The organism is Thermodesulfovibrio sp. 3907-1M (genome assembly GCF_040450955.1).
GTDB lineage: Bacteria > Nitrospirota > Thermodesulfovibrionia > Thermodesulfovibrionales > Thermodesulfovibrionaceae > Thermodesulfovibrio > Thermodesulfovibrio autotrophicus.
Map to the genome: position 1 here is coordinate 182,949 of NZ_CP144373.1, position 19,671 is coordinate 202,619.

Genomic DNA, 19,671 nt, shown 5'->3' on the forward strand with positions numbered 1-19,671 from the left:
GGTTTCTGCACGACAGCACCTTTGGATGTTTACGGAAAATGCCCGTCTCCCTACATATATTCAACAGAAAATAAAGTTTGTGTTTCAAACCCTATTTGCCCAGGTGCATACGTCTGGAATGCTCAAACAAAACAATGTGAATCAGTTAATGTTAGTGGAGGCAGTGAATCACCGGGTTATACAATGCCTGACAATTCCTGTGCAGTTGACTTGAATGGTAATGGCGATGTTGAAAAAAATGAAATCTTTGCATGCACACAGACACCGCAGGGATACATTTGTTCTCAGGGATTAACTCCATGTAATCCTCAGTATCAGCAACCAAGTTGTCCTTCAGGGTATACATATAACTCTCAGACTCAAAAGTGTGAAGCAACTGTTACTCAGGGAGTGTGTTCGTCTCGGCAGGTACCTGTAACTGATTATCAATGCCCTACAAATGGGCAGATTTATAGTGATTTAACTACCTGTAATAATAATTGTTTGCAGACTGCACAATGTTTTCCTCAGTACCAACAGCCGTCCTGTCCTTCAGAATATACATATAATTCTCAAACTCAGAAATGTGAATCAACTGTTTTTGAAGCCGGGAATTGTGCCCCTGCAACTGGATATACTGCACATTGTTGGCGGTGGTGTGAGCGGTGTCAGTATTATTGTACTAGTCCCTTACCAATTAGACTTCCTTATGCCCGAAATGGTGATGTTGTTGCTGGTGGGGGGAGGTATCATTCGTGGAATAATTGCGATATGATGGCCAGATTTGTGTGCAGTAACGGAAGTTGGGTAAAAATAGAAGATATAAATCTTTGTTATGCGTCAAGTTGTTGGAATCCTGCTATAAATTATATTTCATACGCTCCTCTTCCACCACAGTATAGTTTTCTTAATAACTATAAATATTATTGTTATGAAAACTGGAACAGTAGTTATTGGTCATATACAATGGGGGGGTATAACTATAACATCACACCACTTTGTGTGTCAGGTGGAACATATAATTCTTCAACAGGAAAATGTGAACTAAATCCAACATGTAGTACAGGAACTTTGCAGCCTCAGGGTTGTTTTACAGGGTATAGTTGCCCGCTAGGGTCTTATTCTTGTTCAGGTAACCCTCCTACCTGTACAAAAGGGCAAACATGTGTAACACATAGTTCTACAGTTACAAAGTGGCAATGTTCTCTGAATGGAGTTCAATACGATACTCAGAACCAATGTACCACATCCTGTCATACTGCCTGTCCAGCAGGTGGAACATATAACCCATCTACGGGCAAATGTGAAGCAACTGCAACCTGTAGCACCGGAACCTTACAACCTCAGGGGTGTTTTACAGGGTATGGCTGTCCACTTGGGAATTATCAATGCCAGCAGGTAAACAATCAATGGATGTGTTCTTCGTATCAGTGTATCACACAAAACCAACTACAAGATGAAGGGGATGTTATACCCAGTGGATATGAAGATGACGGACCACGAGACGAACAGGGCAATTGTCTTGGAACGATATATATTTTTAACGGCAAAGGCATGAGATGCAGAAAATCAGGAGTAGATACTGGTTTTCATAACTGTTGTAACGAATCCAGAGGTAAACTTTACGATTCTACTGGGTCTATTGGAGGAGGAGTAGGGAATTTAGGAAAAGTAGCAGAAACAATAGCTGGTGTATATCAGGCTATAAATGTCGGAACTTTTACAGTTAAAAGTTTATCTGCTAATTACGCAATAATAACATTTAACAATGGCGTAGTAGATAAAGTTGTTCACCCTGTAGCAGGTACTTTAACAGGAACTCAAGCACAAGCATGGGTAGATGGGATGATAAAACAAGGGGCGTTAACCTACGGTAACCCTGTCTCAGGTGGAATGACTGTACGCATTGATACAAGTATCTCGGCAGATACACTAACTGCAAGTACGATGTCGGAATATTTAAAACAATCAGGGCTTGCAAACTCTGTTGTTGGGTTAGCTACATCTATGATAATAAAAGACCCTGTTCTTTCTTCCGCGGTAAATGTGGCTGCACAGTCTATATTAGTAGCTCTTGAATATGGAAGTGTGTTAAATATAGCAACGGCAGTCGTAGGTTTAGCAATGGCTTTATTTATGAAAAAATGTGATCAACAGGATATTATGACGTCTACTTTCAACGATTCTGGATACTGCCATGAGGTTGGTGAATACTGTATTAAGAAATGGAAATTCGTTGGCTGTGTGCAAAAAGCCAAAGGTTTCTGTTGTTTCAACAGTAAACTTGCAAGAATAATACACGAACAGGGAAGACCTCAACTTAAAGGATTTCAACCTAATGGTGCATGGGGCGATCCAAAATCTCCAAATTGCAGAGGTTTTCTACCTGAAGAGTTTCAAGCACTTGATTTTAACAAAATTGACCTCAGCGAGTATATTGAAGACATACAGCGTAATATAAGACAAAATCTTGAACCTCAACTTAAACAACAGGTTCAGCAGAACTGGGGGAGATAAATGCGGAGTAATGTATTTATAGGGTTACTGACTTTGGTTATATTTATTTGTTTTTGCATAAATTCATTAACTGCTGGAGACTCTGACCCTAAAACTGCTGCTCAATCAAGTAGAGACCTTTTAAAACAAAGAGCAGGTTCAGAAGAGAGTTTACGAAAAAACTTAATGAATCCATTACTTGGTAGTGATTTACTTAAAACTCTTGACCAGTCGCTAAGTGGGCAGGTGCAATTGGTATGCCCAAGTAGCAAGGAGTTTTTAACTGTATTAATTAAGCCTAAAGGAACAGGAGATTTTGATGCTGATGTGTATTGGGATAGTGATTTAGACGGAAAAATGGATAAAGCCGCTGCGTTTTATAACATATCAGGTATATGCACAAATGGATTTATTACTTGTGATCCCGGAACGTGGATGAATTGCAGACCTCAATTGTTTATATACAATGAAGAAACAAAACAATTAACAACAGAGTTGGTAGGATTGACTGATTTAAGCGGTTGTTTTTGTATTAACAGTTCCTGTGGTAGCAATTTAGTATGGACAAACATAGGTTATGTTTTAAAAATTTTTGGTGGTGCAGTAGCGGGGGCATTTCAACAGGCAAATCCTCGGTATGCTGTTTCTGATGCCAGACTTGATGGTGCAGTTATATACTTTTATGGACAAAAAACAAAAGATTGTACAATAGCAGAAGGAGGTTCTGGAGCATTATCTCCAGAGGTTTATTATAAGTCTCCAATGTCTATTGGTAATGCGGTTGAATCTCTTGTTATATCTCAACAGAGTCAACCTGATAGTTACTACAACCTTATAGTAGCAGCTAATCAACAGACTCAATTTGTTCTTAATTCATGTGCTGTTACAAGAAACACCAATGAACTTCGTTTAGGGCTTTATGACATCATATCCCCTGTTAGTGGCAATGGGGGACAGGTTCGTGCCTGTGGGGAGAAATGTATTCAAGTCGTTTTAGGGTGGGAGGGAGATGACTACTGGTGTGGTTGTTGTGATATTCACCAATTGTATTACGATTTATTAATTAAAAAACCAGATAAGATAAAAAGTGCAAGAATAGTTTATGCAGCATGGGATGATTGGATTCAGTTTTGGCTTAATGATACTCTTGCATGGAACGGTCCTTATGGAAACTGGACATCTCCTACGGGTGGTCCTCCTGGCGCATGCGAACTTAGTACAAGCTGGAGATGGGAGCTTAATGTAGACGTAACTCCTTACTTTAATGCGGTTGCTCCTAACAGTATTTTAAGAACAAAAACAAAAGTTGCAGTGTGCGGATGTGGTGAAGGATACGGACTTGTGAATGTGGAAGTGCAGGATTATTGTGAAAAACAGGAAAGTATTAGTGATACATGTAGCACATTTGAACAAGACCCTACCTGCGTTTTAAAAGACGAAATAATTGACGGTGTCTATACTGTCAAAAATGGAATAAGAACAGGGTTAAGACCTTTGCCTCAATGTAGAGTTTTCTGTGGGCAACAATACTGCCCTGACTACTGGAGGATTGAAAGAATCTACACTTGCATATCTCAAGGAGTTGATTTATCAAAAGCAAAACAGAGGCTTGCTACAATAGTACCATCAACTCAATACAACGAATCTCAAGGACAAATCACTTTTAACGACATAAGATACGAAAATAATCAATGGAAAAGTTATCCTAATCAAATTTTTTTGGTAGGGACAGAAACTAAGTCTGATGCATGTGAACAAGCATGTAGGGTAAGAGTAGCAATGAAAGATACGCAAGTAGGTATAGCAGGAAATGTAAATGCCAGACAGGCAGGGCAAACAGGACAGTATGTTTATTATTACAGAACCTGCGAAAAAGGAGTTTGCCCTGTACAAGCAGGGGAGGAAATGGATATTCCCTGTAGATGCATGAATGATTTTGGTGCCGCTTCCACATTATTACAAACATTGAGACTTGCCGGGCAGGATATGATATGTACTTCAGGAAATGTAAAAACACTACCGGGGTATTAAGGTGAAAATTCAAAGTTTTATTTTAGCATTAATAATTTTTGTGATCTTTTGCTTTGATATAAAAGCAGAGGTGATAGGTACCAACGGTGCAACCTATCCAATTGCAGAACCAGATGCTTACGAAGAACTCATGAGTAAAGTAAAAAGTATAAACTGGCAAGCAGTTATGAACAAGTATAAGCAATCTTTACCAAAGGTAACTAAAGTTTCCTTAAATCTTGGCAAGGCAAGGCAGGATAGAATGTTTAGCGTTGATCCTACCTATACACTTCCCTATGACATCGTTGATGAGAATGGGAAAGTGATATATCCAAAAGGTTTCAGTTTCAATCCACTTGATTACATGAATTTTCCTTACACACTTGTATTTTTCAATGCAAACTCAGTTGAAGAAATAACATGGTTACAAAAACAGGATTGGTTAAAAAACTGGAATGTTATGCTTTTTGCAACCCAGGGAGATGTTTTAAAGGCAGAGAAAATGCTTAAGAAAACAGTTTATATGGCTACTCTTGAGATGGTAAAAAAGTTTCACGTAAGTAAAACTCCATCAATATTGAGTGCTCAAAATAGAATGCTGGTAATTAATGAAATAGGGGTTTACAAAAATGGTAAACAGACTTCTAAATAAGTTGATTTTGCTTTTGTTTTGTGGATTACTTATTTTGCCTGTTACTGCACGTGCAGGACAGGAATGCAGGGCATCTTTTATTAATCCTGTAACGGACATTCGCTGGGATGCTATGTTTCCTGTAGAAATTGCTGGTATAGAAATTAAAGGACCGAGTAATTTGCCTGACCCGGATAAAATCAATGCAATCATCTGTCTATGCCGCAGAGGGAACAATGTCGTTTTAGGAGTAACCGTATCTTATTGGAATCCCTCACGAATAATTGAAACAACAAAAGTGCCTTATTGCTTTAGTACAATAGGCGGAGTAGAAATACAGAGCCCTGAGCCGGGAACAAAACAGGGGTCGGTAAATACAAATACTCCCTATACAAAACAGAACGCTCACTGGTACGTTTTCCCAGTATGGCATATTCTTGATTTATTTGTAGACATTCCGTGTGTTCCTACTGAAGGTTTTGACCTTGCTTATATAACTGAGATAGACCCGACGTGGAATAATGATCTCGTAGGATTTTTACTTAACCCCGAAGCACTGCTCTTCGGTAATCCCGTTGCACAACTTGCCTGTATTGCGGATAGTGTCTCTGCTACTGCATGGAAGCCACTGGACCCGCTGTTCTGGTGCATGGGTAGTTGGGGAAGCAGTTATCCACTGACTGGCGGCATTTCTGAGGCTAATTACATAAAAGCAAACGCTGGGTTAGCAGCAAGAATGGTTTACAAGATGAATAGAGAAGCACTGCACTGGGATACAGCAGTTGATTACTGTGGTGCGGTAATAACACCAATCTGGATAAAGTCTCACTACAAGATGCACGTGTTAAAACCGGTAAGGAGTGAACCGATGTTCATAGGAAGACCATCAATTATATGGGAAACAGGGAAAAATCCTCCTTTTGGAACGAGTCAAAATGCACCAGACAATTTTAGTTGGATGTTATTTCAGAGGGTGAAATGTTGTTTAGGAAAAATGTTTTAAAAACAATCATAATTTTAGCATCCCTTGGCTTGTTTGCTCTTGTAGGCTATGGACAATCACTTGAGGGGATGGTAAATTCAGTTAATCAGAAAGCTAAAAATTTAAATGTACCTAATATCCCACATAATGAAGAAGCTATTAAAAAAGCCCAAGAAGCATATCAGATGTCGCAGTCTCCAGTTTTTAAGATGCATGTGGAAGAATTTAAACAAGAATTAAAAGCCATTCTGCGAGGTGAAAAAGCAGATAAACTTACACAGTATTATTCTCAAATGAAGAAAAATAATATTCTTTCGGAGAATGAAAGAATATACATCTTTGTCTCATCAAGTATGCCTGAAACAACAATTAGAAATTACATCAAACAGGCATCAAAAATTGGAAGTAATATATATTTTGTGATGAGAGGAACAATTGGAGGCATAAAAAAAATAACTCCTACTGCACAATGGATCACTTCAGTTATAAAAAAAGACCCTTACTGTAAAGGTGAATGTGAAATGTATCCTGTGAAGTTTCTTATAGACCCGTTTCTTTACAAGAAATACAACATTCAAAGGGTGCCAGCAGTGGTTTACGTGAATGGACTTGAAAATCCTGAAGGACTCAGCGAAGGGCTTAATTCGGTAAAAGTTAAAAACTTTTTTGTATCTTATGGCGATGTATCTCTGGAATATCATTTAAAACTTATAGGAGAGAGGGCAAAGAATGAAAATATTAAAAATCTTGCACTCAACATTGGCAATTAGTGTTTTTTGTTTTACAGTTTCGGCTTATGCATCAGGAACAGGCATTGAGTTTAAGGAATATTCCTACAAGGACGAAGGGGATATAATTCAGTATCCTGTTACCGATACTTTTGTAATTACTGACGCAAAAAGAGCTCCTTTAAGCGCATTTGTTCCAAGCCAAAAAATATTGCTAAGCCTAAAGGTGGAAGAACCTGCCCCTGAACAGGAAATAAAGCCATCAAAACAACAGGAAAAATTACAGGAAAAAGAATTGAATAAAGTTGAAAAAACATCAACTCAATGTTCTCATACAGTGTATTTTGAATTTGACAGATATAATTTAGTGCCATCAGAAAGAAAAAGATTAGATGAAAATTTCAATTGTTTTAAAGATAAAGAGGTAGAAGTTTTAGGGTATGCAAGCCCTCCAGGTCCTGCACGCTACAACCTTGTTCTATCTGCTAAAAGAGCACAAACAGTTGCTGATTATTTAAAGACCAAAGGAATCACTTTGTCCTTAATCAAAGGTATGGGTGAAACTTCTGAGAGTAATATAGAAGCGATGAACAGAAAAGTAGAAATCAAATGCAAATAATTTAAAAAGGAAGGGGGTGAAGTATATGCAAACAAAAATACTTTTGGGCGGGATAATTGGATTATGGGCAGTTATGTTTGTTGCCCCCGAAGCGATGGCTATCGTTAGTACTCCAGCTCAGGGTACTTTTGCTTATGATGTTTACAAAATAGCGGTGGAGGATATTCTTAAGGGACCAATTGGATTTGTATGTGGCATTGGAGCTATAGCTTTAGGTGCCGTGAATGCAATTAAGGGACAGGTGTTTACTGCTATTCCTGCTGTTTTGGGTGGTGCTGCTTTACTTAAGGCGGATTCTATCGTTAGTTCTCTCAATATGATTTTTTAAAAAATAACAACAGGGGCAGGGAGGGTGGGCGTAAAAGAGGTTGTAAAATGAGGTATAGGGTACCACAATATTTGCATAAACCACATCAAATATTGTTTATGGAATCTGATGAATTTGCTATGGTTATGCTGTTTTTCGTATTTGCTTTGATATTTGGGTATATTTTCTGGATTTTGATGTTTGTAGTTCCCTGGTTGTATTTCAAGTCTAAAAAGAAATATCCAAGAGGTTTTCTTAAACATTTCCTGTACAAAATAGGGCTTATCAATTTTCAAGGTGCTCCTAACTTCTTTGAGAAAAAATTCAACGAATAAAAAATTTTTTTAAAACAAAAATATGCAAGGGGTAATATCTATGCAAAGTATACAAAGGAGGCATTCAATTATGGTAAGCGATAGGGTACATAAGGAGTTAAAGAAACTGAAAGCGGAGCTGTTAGTGGAAAACAATATAGAGGTTCGTTCTCTTGGTGCGGTAATAGAATATATTGTTGACTATTACAAAAAAGCCAACCAAAAGGAGAGGGAATGAAAATTCAAAAGTATTTTGAAGAAAAAGCAAATTACATTTATGGGGCAAGGTTATTAAAATTTGCTGTCATATTCCTATGTATCCTGTTGGCTGTTAACAGTATTGTTACTGTTAGTCTGTATAAGTCTCAAAAAATAATCATTATTCCGCCATCAATAAGCACTCAAGTTTTTATATCTGGCACAGATGCCTCTGATGAATACTTAAAAGCAATGGTAAGATACGTGTGTCAACTTACGCTTAATTATAATCCGGCTGTTGCAAGAGCTCAGTTTAATGATTTTCTTAAACTTGTTTCTCCCTCTGTTTATCCTGAGTATCAAAAAATTTTCTATGATCTTGCCACAAGGATAGAAGCAGGTAATGTGTCAAGCGCTTACTATGTAACTCAAATTAAGGTTGAAAGACAATCAGGAGCAATAATAGTTTCGGGGTTTCTCTCACAATGGACGCAGGACAAACAATTCATTACAAACGAAACAAGACAATACAAGCTGAAATACAAAATAGAAGATGGTAAATTTCAAGTTTATGAATTTAAAGAATACAAGGAAGGAGAGAGAGAATAATGGTAAAAAAGTTATTTATAGTTTTAACACTTTTATTAACAGTACCTTTTACAGTTTATGCACAAACTGGGGATTTGTGGCAAACAAAAGGGAATGCTGTAGTAAGAGAATCACCCAGTACTCAGGGGGCTCCTATTCATTATCTTAAGCAAGGGGTGGTTGTTACAGAAATAGAAAAACAAAACAATTGGTTAAAAATAAAAACTCAATCTGGGGTGGAAGGTTGGGTACATTCATCTTTGTTAGCCCCTGTAACAAAAGAACAAATGTCTCAATGTGAAGGGGTTAAGGGATTTTCTGCTGCCTGTCCTGTTAATAGAAAAGTGGAAATTAACAAGGGAGAATCTGTCTCCGTAAATTCTACAAAGCCTCAGGCACTTCCATTTGGCAACTTAAATAACATACCGCAGGCAGCTCAAAAACAGGAAAATGCTCCTTTAGATAGCATAACACTACCAAACAATATTCCGGTGGAACAAGCATCTGGGGTAGTTACCTCTTCATCTTTACAGTCTTTGCAAAACAAGAACAGCCAATCTCCATCTTCTCCTGTTTTTCTTCTTGAAAATGCTCCTGAGTTTGCGTCTCAAGAATTAATGGGAGAAATTTCGGGGACAAGTTTCATAGTGGGACCTGAAAAAGCAACTGCTGTTAAGATGTCATCTTCGGATATAAACAGAGTAGTTTGCCCTGTGGATATAAAAGATGTTGTTTATTCAGAAGAAAAAGGAATACAGGTAAAAATTTCAGGTAAAAATGCTTTTGTGAAGTTTTTAATAAAGAAAATAGGGGCAAAACATGATTACTCTAATATACCAGTTGATATTTATGTGGTTTGTGGTGATAAGGTCTATTCCATTATTGCAGTACCAGATAAAATACCTGCTGTAACAGTTTATTTACAAGATAAAGAAATGAAAATCAAAGAAACAATGGACAAATATCAAGGCATGGCTTATGAAAAACAAATAGTTAATTACATAAAAGAATTTATGGCAGGTAGAGTTCCACCAGAAGCAGAAATGATTAGACAAAACAAAGAATACAACCTTTATCAGGACATAAAAATAAGAGAAGTTGCTTTATACACTCTGGAAGGAGTGGGGATGAACGTTAGAGTATTTCATGTAATTGCATCCAAAGCTGTTGAGATAAAAGAAAAAGATTTCCTAAGAAAAGAAATAACCGAATCTCCACTTGCTATAAGCCTTGATAGACTTAAACTTAATCCGGGTGAAAGGGCAACTTTACTCATTATAGAAAGTAAAAGGGGGTAACGAATATGGAAAAGAAACAAAATGTAAAAGACATAAAAACAAAATTGACTGAAAAGTTTAACAATCTCAGCCCGGAAAATAAAAGGAAAGTAATTATGATTCTTGTAATTATAGCAATTATTTTCGTAGGGACAATTGGATATATTTGGTCAAGAGGAGGAAATGTTCAACAGCGTGTAGTAGAGAACAGAGAAACAACAAAAGAAATTAAACTTGATTCTGGAATGCTTGAAAAAACTCAACTTGCTGAATCTCAGAGGAAAATAAGTGAACTTCAGGAAAAAGTAAACATGATATTAGAAGACAAAAAGAAAATGGAAGAAGAACTGAAAAAGAAAGAAGAACAGGAAAAACTTGAAAAAGAAAAAGAAAAACAGGCAAAAATGACACCACCGGCTTTTAATCCACCGCCCCCACATACTCCAATAGCTAATATGCCGCCAATTCCATCAGGGGAACCGGGGGTTATTAAAACACCAGAGCCACCAAAAGTTGAAACAATTGGAGGAATAGGCATGGTTAGTCAACAAATACAAGAAAAAAAAGAACCAGAGAAAAAACAAGACACAAAAAAAAAGTATTATTTACCAACTTCTTTTATGGAGGCGACCCTGCTTTCAGGCTTAGATGCACCAGCGATAAGCAAAGCGGAGGGAAATCCGATGCCAGCACTGTTCAGGATAAAAGCCCCAGCAGTACTACCCAACAAAGTAAAAGCAAATCTTAAAGGATGTTTTGTGATTGCAGAAGGACTTGGCTCTCTTGCAGACGAGAGGGCACATCTGAGGCTTGTATCCCTGAGCTGTATAGATAGAAAAGGAAATGCGGTTATAGACCAGAAGGTGAAAGGATTTGTAGTTGACAACGACGGCAAAATTGGACTTCGTGGTAGGGTTGTATCAAAGATGGGAGCTCACATAGTGAGGTCGTTGATTGCAGGACTTTTCGGTGGAATAGGACAGGTAGCGGGAACACAGGCATACACTTACAATGTTACAGGTTCAGGTACTATAACAACTCTGGATACAGGTAAGGCAGCACAGGCAGCAATTGGCGCAGGAGTACAGCAGGCGGCTCAGAGTATCCAGAAGTTTTATCTTGAACTTGCTCAGCAGACAATTCCCGTTATAGAGATACAGGCTACGAGGAATGTCACCCTTGTTATAAGTGAGGGCGTGGAGCTGGAAATCAAGGAATATAACTTGAAAGATTAATAAGAGGGAAGAAGATGAGAACGTCTCTCTACGAAGGAGAAAAAATCGTATATATCGCAAGGAAACACTGGATAGTTTATTTTTCAGCAATTTTAATAATGCTTATTGGTGTTGCTTTTACTTACTATTTTAAAGAGCCTTTAGCACTTATTGTGGGAGTAGTGGTATTAGTCTGGACTCATATTGAAAGAATAAGGCACTTATGGATAGTTACAGATCGCAGAGTTTTGCTTGAATACGGCGTATTTGCATTGAACACTAAAGAAACTCCTCTTGATAAGTTAAATAACATATCTATAAAAAGAGATATTTTAGGTATGATTTTTGGTTATGGAACTTTACTCATTCAGTCTGCGGCAGAGATGGGACTTACAGTAGCCCGCTGGATAGCCAAACCTGAACTTTTTGTTCAGGCGGTAGCTCAAGCACAAAACACAAACAAAATGGTAAATACAGAGAATTTTATGGAATGCCCTTATTGTAGAGAGATTATCAAAAAAGAAGCAGTCAAGTGTAGATTTTGCGGTAGCTTTCTTAAACAGGTGGAAGAACAAAAAAACTATAAATCTTCTCTAACAGCACAATCCTTAGAAGTTAAAAAAGAAAATGAGACAGAACCCGTTTTCCAAAAAAACGAAGAATTTTACAGTAATAATAAAAATATAGAAACAGAAAATCAGGATTTTTTTGCAAGAAAAACAGAAATATGGCGACCAAAAAAATCAGAATAACAAAAGAAATAAAGGAGGAAAACATGAAAAAATATTTAATTTTTTTAGTTTGTCTTTTACTGATGGGTGCTTATGGTTGTGCCTCAGTAGTGAACCCTTATAGTGAATCCTTTACTTGTCCTTTAATGGAAGAGGGGAAATGCGTACCTATAAAGGAAGCCTATAATGAATCATTGAAAGGATACACTTTAAAGCTTGAAGAAACCAAAGACGCAAAAAATTTAGCTAAAGAATATGACCCTGTGCAAGAAAGTTATAGAACAGCGTTATTTGATAAACTTACTAAATTACTCAGAGACCCAAAAACTCCAATATTAGCACCACCAAAAATTGTAAGAGTGATGATTCTTCCTTATCAAGATTCACAAGGTAAAGAATTTTATTCTACCAGATATATCTATCTAGTGGTTGAAGACCCTCAATGGATATTGCAAAATATCAATACCTTGCCATCCGAAGAATCAGAGCAATAAGGAGGGGATATAATGTTTGAAATAGGGGATAGAGATGATTTTATTTATCAAAAAAAACCACAAGAAGACACCATCTTCTATAAGATGGTGATGAATTGTGATATAATTATAACATGAGAGCTTTGAGGATAGAGCTAAACAAAATAGATGATAAAACTAAAACTATTCTTGGTTATCTTACATATCATGCTGGGAAACTTTGGAATGAGTGTAATTATCTCTTACATAATAAATTGGCTAAAGTAAATAAGTATGATATATACAATAAAATCAAAAATACTTCTATTCATAAAAAATCATTACATAGTAGAACAGCTCAAATTGTTATAGAAGAACTTGTCAGGGCTTGGAAAAACTTTTTTGACCACCTTAAAAATCCATCTAAATATCCTAACAAAGTAAAACCACCTAAATATGTGGATAAAACCGCTCCCCATAGAACTATAACCTACGATAAAACAGGTTTTAAGATAAAAGGAAATACAATCAGACTAAGTATTCCAAAAGATTTAAAAGAATATCTAAAAGAAAAGTTTGGCTTCACTGATGATTATATCTATATAAATACTGGTATAGATTTACAAAAACTAAACATAGTAAATATCCAAATAGTGCCTTATAAAGCCTATGGAAATATAACCTTTAGATTGAATATAATCTATGAAAAGGAAATAGAAGATACAAAAAATAAATACGATAAAGTAATGGCAATAGATTACGGAGTATCTAACTTTGCCACCATTGTAATAGAAAATGAGCCTATATCCTATATAGTAGATGGTGGAGGTTTTCAATCTATTTTACAAAAGTATCTCAAAAAATTAGCCAAATGGCAAAAGAAGAAAGATAATTTAAAAAATAAAGGACTACCATATAATAAAGTAGAAAAGGTGTTGCATAGAATACAGAAAAAGATAAACAACCTTATAAGAGATTACACTCATAAAGTTTCTAACTTAATAGTGAATTTAGCCAAAAAATACAATGTTTCAAAAATAGTAATTGGAGATATTCAAAAAGTTAAAAACAAAGAAAGTAACTTACCAGATTTACTAAATCAAATGTTAAGATTACTGCCATATGGTAAAGTATCTAATGCTTTGGAATATAAGGCAAAAGAGCATGGTATAGAAACTATACTAATCAACGAAGCATACACATCAGGTGTAGACAGCACTATTAATAGTGTTGTTTCTAAAGAAAACTATACACCTGATAGAAGAATAGAAAGGGAATTATTTAAATCATTAAATGGATTAATCAATGCCGATGTAAACGGAGCGAGAAACATACTAAAGAAATTCAAAAAGAGCTGGCATGATTTAATAAGTGGTTTAAAGCAAATTACAAGGTTAAGAGTTTTTGGAAAACTAAAAGGTAGCCCTGTGTTTGCTACATATAGGCAAATAGGGGTAGTAGGGTGTAGTGACCACCTGTATAGGATAAGGTGCATTAATAATGCACAAACTCCTATAGAAGCTACCACTTCTTAAAGTGGTAGTAGTTCACTCTGATTTTGAAAAACTTCCTTTAAATGTGAAAATTGCCATTTTAAAAAAGTTAAATCCCGAAAAAATTTCACAAAAACAAAAGTAATATATTTAACATGAAAACTATAAAAACCAAAAAGGGCAGGTGATTATCTTGAAAAAAATTGTAGCTATTATCCTAATTTTACTTTTTACTTCAGGAGGGGCAACAGCTGGCTGGCTGGATACATGGTTTGACCAGCATACCTCAACGGCTCCTAACTACTTTGAAGGGCAGAAGCGTGGTTATTTTACAGCAGGCTCTTTTAGTGCAAGAATTCCGACTTCTACTGATTACCTTGTAAGTATAGAGAAACCAAGACTTAAAGCAGGCTGTGGTGGTATTGACATATTCATGGGGGGATTCAGTTTTGTCAACTTTGATTATCTGGTTCAGAAACTTCAAAGACTTATTCAGGCAGCACCAATGGTAGCATTCCAGATAGCGTTGAACACTTTAAGCAGTACTCTTGGAACTGAAATTAAGGACGCTGAAAAAATTATTGATGCTTTAAACAGTCTTCAGTTAAATGAGTGTGCAGTAATGAAACCTTTTACTACAATAGACTTAACTAAAGATAATGTGGAATCTCAGTTTGTAGCGGCAAGTGAAGCTGCATTAAAAAGCACGGGATTTACCGATCTATGGAAAAATCTTATGGCTTTCGGGTCTAACGTTAAAACTCAATCACAGGACAAAGTCCCTGCAACTAATTTTATAGAAGGTTGTAGCACAGAACTTAATAACTTATTCTCAGGTAGCAGAAACGGAGTACTGGAATACTTCGGGCAGCGGTACGGAGATACTGATATTATTCCCTACATAAGAGCATTGGTTGGAGACGTCGTTATAAGAATAGATAACAATGAAACCGCAAGCGTTCACAAATATACACCTGGCTGTTCTGAATCAGTTTTTCAGGCTTTGAAGGAAGGAAAACTTTATAGAAAAAATAGCCCTGAAAGTGCCTGCGTTGAGGATACGTCACAATCTCTAAGGGATAAAGTTGCGGATATACTTGAGAGGGCTAAAAATTCAATAGCAAGCAGAACCAATCCTCCTCAGGGTTATCTTTCAATCGCTCAGACGTCTCCTATACCCGTTCAGTTAATGCTTAGATATGCGGTTCAATCTGGAGATCAGTCAGTTACTGCTGTCATTGCAGATCCTGTAGCAAAAGGACTTTTTATGCAAGCATATCTTGACATTTACAGCAAGCTACACAAAGCGGTTGGTGCTTTACAGGCAGTATCTGAAAAAACAAATGATCCAAATAAACCTGACAAACCCTGTAATTTCGCTCCGTTGTTACTCAGTCTTCTTGAAAAAATGGAAAGAAAAATGTGGGAAGGAGTAGATACGGTTGTGGGAATTTACAGAAACTCAATGGGCGAGGTGGAATCTACCCTCAAAGTTGCACAGGCGTTTGAATCTTTTCAAGATAAGGTTTATAATGAGCTGTCTCAGAAATACGGTAAATTTGTTGCTCACAGGGCTATATATGGTCAGTAAAATGCAAAGACAAAGTTTGATAAGTTTAATCTTTATATCCTTAATTTTAGTGCCCGGTGTGGTTCAGGCTGCCACATGGGAGTATATCACGTATGGTGGCTATGATGCAGCCGTAAAAGCATGGAAATTAGTTGCTTTAATCCTTAGTGATAGAAACTACAATGGATTAATTATCTCTGCGGCAGTTCTTGGTGCTATATGTATTTTTGTTGCTACTTATATCAAAATAGCAACTGGGGCAAAAACAGGGGGATTAAGCTGGGCTGTACCAGTTCTGGCTGGGTTAACACTGTATGCAGCACTGGTTGTCCCAAAAGACTCGCTTGTAATTTACGATGAAAAATTAAACAGAGGACCCTATCAGATAGATGGTATTCCAAGAGGTATAGCCACGCTGGCTGGAATTTTAAACAAGATAGAAATAGGAATGATTGAAATTTTCTCAACAAGCGTTGATCCTGCATCTGATTATAGACTTAACTCTGGAGGAACAGGCTGGGAAGTAATTGATTATGCAGACCCTGTAATGCTATCTGCAAATCTTAGGCAAACACTTTATAACTATATCAAGGACTGTGTTTTTGTTGAGCTGGCAAGACCGGGAACAATACTGGATGCAGATAAAATAGCAAGTGGAGAGCAGAAATACGATACAGTAATTAGTGAATCAAGGAATCCTTCTCTTTATACGGTGAAATATGATAGTAGTAATCCCAATGGTGTTTCTGCTACCTGTACAGAAGTAGGGAATTATTTAATTGGTGTAATGAATAACCCGGCCACGTGGGAAGAGGCATTCAAAAATGCATGTGCAGCAAGAGGGTTTGATGTAACAGTTCCTGCGTCTTATAATCAATGTAAAACCTTAATAGAAAGTACGTTAGCAAAAACATTCAAAGATAATAATTCCATTACGATACCTCTTTTTGGAGCTCAGCGGACACTTGGTGAAGAATTACAGAATGTTATTTTTAGTTCAGCTCCGTCAGTCAGCATAAGCAGGCTTGCAACAACCAATACAATGTCTCAGTTTATCGGACTTGCCGTTCATGCCAACAGCTGGTTACCAGTTATAAAAGAGTCTCTCATGGCAATTGCAGTATCCGCCATTCCATTGTTAACGCTGTTTATTGTTACTCCTTTAGTAGGAAGGGCTTTATCTATAATAACAGGCTTATTTGTATGGTTAACTCTCTGGGGGGTTATAGATGCAATTATACACGGACTTGGAGTTACCCTTGCGGAAGACGCAGCTGCTGCCATGTCATTTGGTGGAAGAGTTGATGTAGGGTTAGCACAAGTACTTAGTTATCCCGGATATGCGGCTAAGGTTGCTGCTACCTTTGGTGGATTAAGGTGGTCTGGTCTTATGATTGCAAGCGTTATAACAGCCATGATTATCAGGTTTGGTGGAACTGCACTTGCAATGCTTGCTGGTAGCATTGCATCTCTTCCCCAGGGAAGTGGACAACAATATGGAGTTAGTGCAATAAGAAATCCTGAAGGTATCTTTAAAAGTGAAATACTTCCAGCCACGACCATTGGAGGCAAGCTTTGGGCGGCAGGAGGAGCTGATAATTACGCAAAAGGGCTTAAAAATCTAGATATAGGAACAGATGCGGGTAGGGCGTTGGCAGGAAAAGCTCTTGGATCTGATTACATAGCAAAGGCTACAGAATATTCTGCACGACATTCCATGGGACAATCAATGGGAGGATGGGAAAAAGCTAAAGCGTTAGGAATGACCCCTGAGCAAATGGGAAAAGCAGAGGTATTCCAAGGGGCTCAATTTACAGGAACTGGTTATGTAAGCCGAAAAGAAGGTTCTTATGTCTTAACAAAAGATGGATGGAGAATGACTGATGTCAATATGATACCTGTTACCACCGCTCTTGGTCAAAGAACAGAGGCAGCTAAGTCAAAACTTTATTCTTTGATGCAGGACGCAATAAGAACAAAAGGATTGGATGAAACCTACAAGTGGTTCAGTCAGCATAAGGATATGTTTACTGAGGGTGAAAGAGGACAACTTGAAGGGTTATTTAGAAAAGGATTTCAAATACAAAAAGGATTTTCTGGGGATTCCGGGCACAGAGGGTCTATAACAGGGAGAGGTTCATTAGATGTAAACATGGGAACTCAAGTTGGTGGAGGAGCTATTCCTGCTGGTAAAGCCAATATGGGGGGAGGTCTTTCTGCTAATACTGTATATACAGATGAAACTTATGGGTCCAGTCGGAATTTTGACCAAGTACAGAATGAAATTGCAAGAATATTTTCGGATGGTTTTTCCCGTTTTCAGGGTAGGGAATCTTCAGATGCTACAGGGAGTGAATGGTCTAAAATGTTTTCTGATTCAACGAAATATTCTGAAGCATCTAAATACGCTCAAGAATATAGAGAAACTGAAAGTTTATCCAGCAGTCTGAATGTTAATACCATGCCTTTAATTGTCTCTGCTATTGCTCAAGAAAGATATGGTGGTGCACTTTCTGTTGGATTTATGAATTCAGATGATGCCTATATTAAAGCACATAAGGATGTTATTGATGCAATATACAGAGGAGACTACGGTATGATAAAAGAATATGTCAAAAAAGTGGAAAATAAAACAGGTTTAAAACTTGATGTAGGGAATTTTTCAAATACTGTGATGCAAAATATTGAGACTACACAAGAAAAAGTGGAAGGATATCCAATCTCTAATGCTGGAGCCAGACGGAATCCTGTAAAGACAAAAGTAACATATGGAAGTAAAGGGCGAGAAGTTTTAAATAACCCACCTAAAGGGAGGTAATCAATATGTTATTTCCATTTCCTATAATTAACTTAAATACCGGAATTATTTTGTTATACTTTACAGACAAAAATAACTTAACAAATGTAAGTTATGAATTCAACTATGACGAATCTTTGCAAAAGGTGGTATGCATATTTAACGAAGAGTTTAGTTTTCCTGTTGATATTTTACCAGAGGATTTAAAAGAGGGGTACAGTATTTTTATAATGGGATACGATTTTACTTCTCTATTTGGTAAACTTCTTTATAAGTTTGAAATTACAAATGAGTTTATTATTGATTTAAAAGCACATTTAAAATTCTACGATAAAATTAAAAAGGAACCTATTTCTATGATTAGCTAATCTTGCCACCATTTTCCACCGATTCTAAATGGATTTACACCGTATCTATCATCCTCATAACTGCTATCAAAAGTAAAATTTTGAGATTCAAAGTGTTCGGAAGAATAGTCGTCATGTTTAAAAACAAAATCATTATCATAATTACTATTATTAATGTTTTTCTTTGATTCTTTTTCAATTGTAGGAATATCCTTTTCAAAATTAAATGCATAAGAAATTTGCATAACAATAAAAGCTGCGACAACAAAAACGGTTAAAGCCTCGGCTATATTTAAATGAAATTCTATGGCAGCAAATAAAGCTACTATAATAGGAATACCAATAATCAAAATAGGAATAAGTTTTGCATAATCATATTTTTTTTGTTTTTCTTTTAATTTTAGTAATTCTTTCTTATATCTCTTTATTTCATTGTTCATTTTTGCCTCCTTTGAAAAGGGTTTCTATATAAATATTACTCTTATAACAAAATTTTTTCAATATCGTCAAGAGTAATATTTATATAGATTTAGTTCAAGTAGGGTCTCACCGAAAAATCTCGCAAAGTTGCCAGTGCTTTCTGGCAAAAAAATAAAAAATGGAGGGTAACATGATTAAAGGATATTCAAAGGAAAATTTCTTATTTTTTTATGTGAATGGCTCTGTTAAGTTAAACAAAGAAGTAGAGCCACAAATGATTCTTTTAAAACAAATATGCAACCAGTATGGTAAAGTCATCATAGTTGGCCCTATGATGGCATTGAAGGTTCATGAAGACTTAAGAGGCAGGGAAAAACAGGTAATGATAACAATTGTAGATGAGTTTCAAATGTTGTGGCAGGAATACGAAGAGATACAGAAGAAAATTGATAGTTCAATAAGTGAAAAAGTTGAAAACATCAGCGGGAGCTAACTCCCGCTTTTTTGTTTTAAAATTT

At 36.6% G+C, this 19,671-nt stretch carries 20 protein-coding genes; 19 read left to right on the forward strand and 1 reads right to left on the reverse strand.

Translation table 11 applies throughout. The annotated features are described in order from the left end of the window. Positions 1 to 21 precede the first annotated feature (21 nt). The 18 genes from traN to V4D30_RS01060 all read left to right on the forward strand — a co-directional run bounded on the left by traN (position 22) and on the right by V4D30_RS01060 (position 18,754). Entirely contained in the window at positions 22 to 2,496 is a 2,475-nt protein-coding gene (traN, locus tag V4D30_RS00975; protein WP_353684388.1) for a conjugal transfer protein TraN, read from the forward strand. Beyond that, a complete protein-coding gene (locus tag V4D30_RS00980; protein ID WP_353684389.1) occupies positions 2,497 to 4,506 on the forward strand; it encodes a hypothetical protein in 2,010 nt (669 codons plus the stop codon). Position 4,507: 1 nt separating this feature from the next. Then, a complete protein-coding gene (locus V4D30_RS00985) occupies positions 4,508 to 5,137 on the forward strand; it encodes a hypothetical protein (RefSeq protein ID WP_353684390.1) in 630 nt (209 codons plus the stop codon). Next, positions 5,115 to 6,119, forward strand: coding sequence for a TraU family protein (locus tag V4D30_RS00990; RefSeq protein ID WP_353684391.1), 1,005 nt, complete (start codon positions 5,115 to 5,117; stop codon positions 6,117 to 6,119). Before V4D30_RS00985 ends, V4D30_RS00990 begins: the two co-directional genes overlap by 23 nt. Continuing rightward, a complete protein-coding gene (locus V4D30_RS00995) occupies positions 6,095 to 6,868 on the forward strand; it encodes a type-F conjugative transfer system pilin assembly protein TrbC (RefSeq protein WP_353684392.1) in 774 nt (257 codons plus the stop codon). Before V4D30_RS00990 ends, V4D30_RS00995 begins: the two co-directional genes overlap by 25 nt. Beyond that, the gene (locus V4D30_RS01000; protein ID WP_353684393.1) at positions 6,828 to 7,445 is read left to right on the forward strand and encodes an OmpA family protein; all 618 of its coding nucleotides are present in this window, start codon (positions 6,828 to 6,830) and stop codon (positions 7,443 to 7,445) included. The genes V4D30_RS00995 and V4D30_RS01000 overlap by 41 nt, the downstream gene beginning before the upstream one ends. A gap of 25 nt (positions 7,446 to 7,470) precedes the next feature. Next, positions 7,471 to 7,773, forward strand: a complete 303-nt coding sequence (locus V4D30_RS01005) for a hypothetical protein (protein ID WP_353684394.1) — start codon at positions 7,471 to 7,473, stop codon at positions 7,771 to 7,773. Between the two features lie 47 nt (positions 7,774 to 7,820). Beyond that, positions 7,821 to 8,087: a type IV conjugative transfer system protein TraL gene (traL, locus tag V4D30_RS01010; protein ID WP_353684395.1), complete on the forward strand. Its 267-nt coding sequence runs from the start codon at positions 7,821 to 7,823 to the stop codon at positions 8,085 to 8,087. A 70-nt stretch (positions 8,088 to 8,157) separates the two neighbouring features. Then, on the forward strand, positions 8,158 to 8,304 hold the full coding sequence (locus V4D30_RS01015; protein WP_353684396.1) for a hypothetical protein: 147 nt from the start codon (positions 8,158 to 8,160) through the stop codon (positions 8,302 to 8,304). Further along, positions 8,301 to 8,873, forward strand: a complete 573-nt coding sequence (locus tag V4D30_RS01020; protein ID WP_353684397.1) for a TraE/TraK family type IV conjugative transfer system protein — start codon at positions 8,301 to 8,303, stop codon at positions 8,871 to 8,873. The genes V4D30_RS01015 and V4D30_RS01020 overlap by 4 nt, the downstream gene beginning before the upstream one ends. Further along, positions 8,873 to 10,150 carry a type-F conjugative transfer system secretin TraK gene (locus tag V4D30_RS01025; RefSeq protein WP_353684398.1) on the forward strand — a complete coding sequence of 426 codons (1,278 nt, stop codon included), beginning with the start codon at positions 8,873 to 8,875 and terminating at the stop codon, positions 10,148 to 10,150. The genes V4D30_RS01020 and V4D30_RS01025 overlap by 1 nt, the downstream gene beginning before the upstream one ends. 5 nt (positions 10,151 to 10,155) lie before the next feature. After that, the gene (locus V4D30_RS01030) at positions 10,156 to 11,364 is read left to right on the forward strand and encodes a TraB/VirB10 family protein (protein WP_353684399.1); all 1,209 of its coding nucleotides are present in this window, start codon (positions 10,156 to 10,158) and stop codon (positions 11,362 to 11,364) included. A 14-nt stretch (positions 11,365 to 11,378) separates the two neighbouring features. Then, a complete protein-coding gene (locus tag V4D30_RS01035) occupies positions 11,379 to 12,095 on the forward strand; it encodes a PH domain-containing protein (RefSeq protein WP_353684400.1) in 717 nt (238 codons plus the stop codon). A gap of 23 nt (positions 12,096 to 12,118) precedes the next feature. Further along, complete coding sequence (locus V4D30_RS01040) at positions 12,119 to 12,568, forward strand: TraV family lipoprotein (RefSeq protein ID WP_353684401.1); 450 nt, start codon at positions 12,119 to 12,121, stop codon at positions 12,566 to 12,568. A gap of 113 nt (positions 12,569 to 12,681) precedes the next feature. Next, complete coding sequence (locus tag V4D30_RS01045; RefSeq protein WP_353684402.1) at positions 12,682 to 14,061, forward strand: transposase; 1,380 nt, start codon at positions 12,682 to 12,684, stop codon at positions 14,059 to 14,061. Positions 14,062 to 14,212: 151 nt separating this feature from the next. Next, positions 14,213 to 15,610, forward strand: coding sequence for a conjugal transfer protein TraH (locus V4D30_RS01050; protein ID WP_353684403.1), 1,398 nt, complete (start codon positions 14,213 to 14,215; stop codon positions 15,608 to 15,610). Next, positions 15,600 to 18,407: a conjugal transfer protein TraG N-terminal domain-containing protein gene (locus V4D30_RS01055; protein WP_353684404.1), complete on the forward strand. Its 2,808-nt coding sequence runs from the start codon at positions 15,600 to 15,602 to the stop codon at positions 18,405 to 18,407. The genes V4D30_RS01050 and V4D30_RS01055 overlap by 11 nt, the downstream gene beginning before the upstream one ends. A gap of 50 nt (positions 18,408 to 18,457) precedes the next feature. Continuing rightward, positions 18,458 to 18,754: a hypothetical protein gene (locus tag V4D30_RS01060; protein ID WP_353684405.1), complete on the forward strand. Its 297-nt coding sequence runs from the start codon at positions 18,458 to 18,460 to the stop codon at positions 18,752 to 18,754. On the opposite strand, the gene V4D30_RS01065 is transcribed toward V4D30_RS01060, so the two are convergent. Continuing rightward, the gene (locus V4D30_RS01065) at positions 18,751 to 19,173 is read right to left on the reverse strand and encodes a hypothetical protein (protein ID WP_353684406.1); all 423 of its coding nucleotides are present in this window, start codon (positions 19,171 to 19,173) and stop codon (positions 18,751 to 18,753) included. The two genes, V4D30_RS01060 and V4D30_RS01065, sit on opposite strands and share 4 nt — an antisense overlap. A 170-nt stretch (positions 19,174 to 19,343) precedes the next feature. Here V4D30_RS01065 and V4D30_RS01070 point away from each other — a divergent pair, with 170 nt between their 5' ends. Beyond that, positions 19,344 to 19,646 carry a hypothetical protein gene (locus V4D30_RS01070; RefSeq protein ID WP_353684407.1) on the forward strand — a complete coding sequence of 101 codons (303 nt, stop codon included), beginning with the start codon at positions 19,344 to 19,346 and terminating at the stop codon, positions 19,644 to 19,646. Positions 19,647 to 19,671 lie beyond the last annotated feature (25 nt).

Coding starts and splice junctions, on each gene's coding strand:
- V4D30_RS00980 (WP_353684389.1), top strand. CDS start 2,497: ATGCGGAGTAATGTATTTATAGGGTTACTGACTTTGGTTATATTTATT.
- V4D30_RS00990 (WP_353684391.1), top strand. CDS start 5,115: ATGGTAAACAGACTTCTAAATAAGTTGATTTTGCTTTTGTTTTGTGGA.
- V4D30_RS00995 (WP_353684392.1), top strand. CDS start 6,095: ATGTTGTTTAGGAAAAATGTTTTAAAAACAATCATAATTTTAGCATCC.
- V4D30_RS01000 (WP_353684393.1), top strand. CDS start 6,828: ATGAAAATATTAAAAATCTTGCACTCAACATTGGCAATTAGTGTTTTT.
- V4D30_RS01005 (WP_353684394.1), top strand. CDS start 7,471: ATGCAAACAAAAATACTTTTGGGCGGGATAATTGGATTATGGGCAGTT.
- traL (WP_353684395.1), top strand. CDS start 7,821: ATGAGGTATAGGGTACCACAATATTTGCATAAACCACATCAAATATTG.
- V4D30_RS01015 (WP_353684396.1), top strand. CDS start 8,158: ATGGTAAGCGATAGGGTACATAAGGAGTTAAAGAAACTGAAAGCGGAG.
- V4D30_RS01020 (WP_353684397.1), top strand. CDS start 8,301: ATGAAAATTCAAAAGTATTTTGAAGAAAAAGCAAATTACATTTATGGG.
- V4D30_RS01025 (WP_353684398.1), top strand. CDS start 8,873: ATGGTAAAAAAGTTATTTATAGTTTTAACACTTTTATTAACAGTACCT.
- V4D30_RS01030 (WP_353684399.1), top strand. CDS start 10,156: ATGGAAAAGAAACAAAATGTAAAAGACATAAAAACAAAATTGACTGAA.
- V4D30_RS01035 (WP_353684400.1), top strand. CDS start 11,379: ATGAGAACGTCTCTCTACGAAGGAGAAAAAATCGTATATATCGCAAGG.
- V4D30_RS01040 (WP_353684401.1), top strand. CDS start 12,119: ATGAAAAAATATTTAATTTTTTTAGTTTGTCTTTTACTGATGGGTGCT.
- V4D30_RS01045 (WP_353684402.1), top strand. CDS start 12,682: ATGAGAGCTTTGAGGATAGAGCTAAACAAAATAGATGATAAAACTAAA.
- V4D30_RS01055 (WP_353684404.1), top strand. CDS start 15,600: ATGGTCAGTAAAATGCAAAGACAAAGTTTGATAAGTTTAATCTTTATA.
- V4D30_RS01065 (WP_353684406.1), bottom strand. CDS start 19,173: ATGAACAATGAAATAAAGAGATATAAGAAAGAATTACTAAAATTAAAA.
- V4D30_RS01070 (WP_353684407.1), top strand. CDS start 19,344: ATGATTAAAGGATATTCAAAGGAAAATTTCTTATTTTTTTATGTGAAT.